At 43.7% G+C, this 2,636-nt stretch carries 2 protein-coding genes; both read left to right on the top strand.

All coding sequences use genetic code 11. The features are described 5' to 3' along the window. Window positions 1-250 precede the first annotated feature (250 nt). On the top strand, window positions 251-1,795 hold the full coding sequence (istA, locus tag CXF95_RS26080) for an IS21 family transposase (RefSeq protein ID WP_101200487.1): 1,545 nt from the start codon (window positions 251-253) through the stop codon (window positions 1,793-1,795). A 9-nt stretch (window positions 1,796-1,804) separates the two neighbouring features. Next, window positions 1,805-2,551: an IS21-like element helper ATPase IstB gene (gene istB, locus CXF95_RS26075; RefSeq protein WP_101200488.1), complete on the top strand. Its 747-nt coding sequence runs from the start codon at window positions 1,805-1,807 to the stop codon at window positions 2,549-2,551. Window positions 2,552-2,636 lie beyond the last annotated feature (85 nt).

The following is a 2,636-nucleotide window of genomic DNA, read 5'->3' as shown; positions in this document are numbered from 1 at the left end:
CCGAAAACGATGACATTGCAGTTATTGTGGGAAGAATATTGCATATTAACATCAGCTTAGATCGCTGAATACCATCCATGAAGATCAGGTAATAACATCAACTTAGATCGGCGAATAACATCCATCGAGATCAATTTCGAGCCAAAATGTTATTTAGCGATCTGCATCGATGTTATTGAACCGCTTACTTTCTAGTCAATAGATGTGTTTAACCTTTACTCTGTCATTTTTACCTGTGACGCGAGTAACCATGTCGACAACACCTATTACTATGAAAAAACTAAAAGATATTCTGAGACTTAAATACGGGCAAAAACTGACACATCGGCAAATAGCCAAAAGCTTATCTATCTCCCCTTCGGCGGTATCACGTTATGCCGCTAAAGCCGCGAAAATGGGTATCACTACGTGGCCATTAGAGGATAAGTGGGATGACGTTGCGTTAAAAAATACATTTTTGAAAACCAAAGCGCCTCTCAAAAAGCACAGTTTACCGAATTGGCAAACGGTGCAAGATGAGCTTAAAACACGCAAATATATGACCTTGCAGCTCTTGTGGGAAGAGTATGTGGATGACAACCCTGGGGGGTATTACAGTTACAACCATTATTGTCGAATGTATCGACAATGGAACGTCAGTGTACGCTTATCAATGCGGCAAACCCATCATGCTGGTGAGAAGTTGTTTGTTGACTATTGCGGCCCCACGATGGCTATTGTGAACCCTGAAACAGGTGAATATCGCAGTGCTCAGGTGTTTGTAGCCGTTATGGGCGCCAGTAATTACACCTATGCTGAAGCCACGTGGTCGCAGCAGTTAGAAGACTGGATAATGAGTCATGTGCGCTGTTTTGAATTCCTAGGGGGCGTGCCGGACATGGTTATCCCTGATAATCTTAAAAGTGGCGTCCATAGAAGCTGTCGTTATGAGCCTGACTTAAACCCTACTTACCATCAGCTATCCGAGTATTACGATACGACCGTTGTGCCTGCCAGACCCTATAAACCCAAGGACAAATCCAAAGCCGAGGTCGGCGTGCAAATTGTCGAGCGCTGGATAATGGCAAGAATACGCAAAGAAACCTTTTTCAGTTTAAGGCAACTCAACCAACGCATTAGCGAACTGGTTAACTGGATGAATCATAAAGTCATGAAGCAGTACGATGAATCACGCACATCCCTATTTCAACGTATTGATAAACCCGCCTTAAAAGCCTTACCAGAATGCGCCTATCAATACACGTATATCAAAAATGTACGCGTCAATATTGACTATCACGTTGAGATTGAAAAACACTATTACTCTGTACCTTATAGCCTCGTTAAAAAGCAGCTTGAAGCAAAGATAACCGGTCAGCTTGTTACCTTAAATCATGAGGGCAATACGGTCGCCACTCATGCTCGCGCTTACCAAGCAGGTCGACATTCCACCCAAGATGCCCACATGCCCAAAGCACATCAAAAGCAACAATGGTCGGCTCAGCGCTTTGAACATTGGGCTAAAAATATCGGGCCACATACCTTGCTGCTGGTGCAAGAAAATCTCGCCAGTAGAAAACACCCTGAACAAGCGTTTCGTTCTTGCTTAGGCTTGCTGAGTTTATCTTCGAAATACACTAACGAACGGTTAGAAAATGCCTGCCAACGTGCTCTGCTTACCGGCGCTAAGCGACTTAAAAACGTCACCAACATACTCAAAAAAGGATTGGATAAAACGGCCATGCCGGAGCAACAACCTGATTTATTATCGTCGATTGAACATCAAAATATCCGTGGCAACGGTTACTACCACTAAGGAGTCATTATGCAAGACATTACCCTACAACTGAATCAACTAAAACTGACCGGGATGCGTGACGCCCTGAATCAACAGCTTGTTCAAGCCAATACCTACGCCGAGTTAAGCTTCACAGAGCGCCTACAATTATTGCTTGCCCATGAACTCACGCAACGTGAGCAACGACGGATTGAACGACTGACACGGGAGGCTAAATTCAGGCAAAAAGCCACGCTCGCTGATATCCATTACAAAGCCAGTCGCAATATAGATAAAGCACAAATCAGAACGCTGAGCCAAAGTGATTGGCTTCATCATGCGCACAATTTAGTGATAACAGGTGCGACCGGTTGCGGGAAAACCTTTATCGCTTGCGCCCTTGGCGCAGAGTATTGCAGACAAGGAAAAAGCGTATTGTACTTCCGCTTAAAAGGATTACTGGAACACATGTATCTCGCTCAAGCAGAAGGCAGCTATCAAAAGCTGGTTAGCAAACTTATCAAAGCCGACTTATTGATTATCGATGATTGGGGCTTAGAGCCACTAAACGCCAATCAGCGTAGCGATTTACTTGAGCTTATTGACGGTCGCTACGACCATCATTCAATACTGATTATTAGCCAACTACCGATCAATAAATGGTATGAAATGATCGGCGAATCGACCCATGCTGATGCCATACTTGACCGCTTAGTGCATCGCTCAATAAAAATGGAATTGGAAGGAGAGTCAATGCGAAAAATCACAAAATCATTGACGCATGCAGATCAATAAAAGTAGATTAACCAAGGTCCTATTGATTAGAGAGTTTGCGATCTCCATGAATGTTATTTAGCGATCTTCCTGATGTTAATACGCA

This window comes from Paraglaciecola sp. MB-3u-78 (genome assembly GCF_002835935.1).
In the GTDB taxonomy this organism is placed as follows: Bacteria; Pseudomonadota; Gammaproteobacteria; order Enterobacterales; family Alteromonadaceae; genus Paraglaciecola.
Note: the sequence above shows the minus strand (reverse complement) of the source record. Positions and strands in the feature narration are given on the sequence as shown.

Coding starts and splice junctions, on each gene's coding strand:
- istA (WP_101200487.1), top strand. CDS start 251: ATGTCGACAACACCTATTACTATGAAAAAACTAAAAGATATTCTGAGA.
- istB (WP_101200488.1), top strand. CDS start 1,805: ATGCAAGACATTACCCTACAACTGAATCAACTAAAACTGACCGGGATG.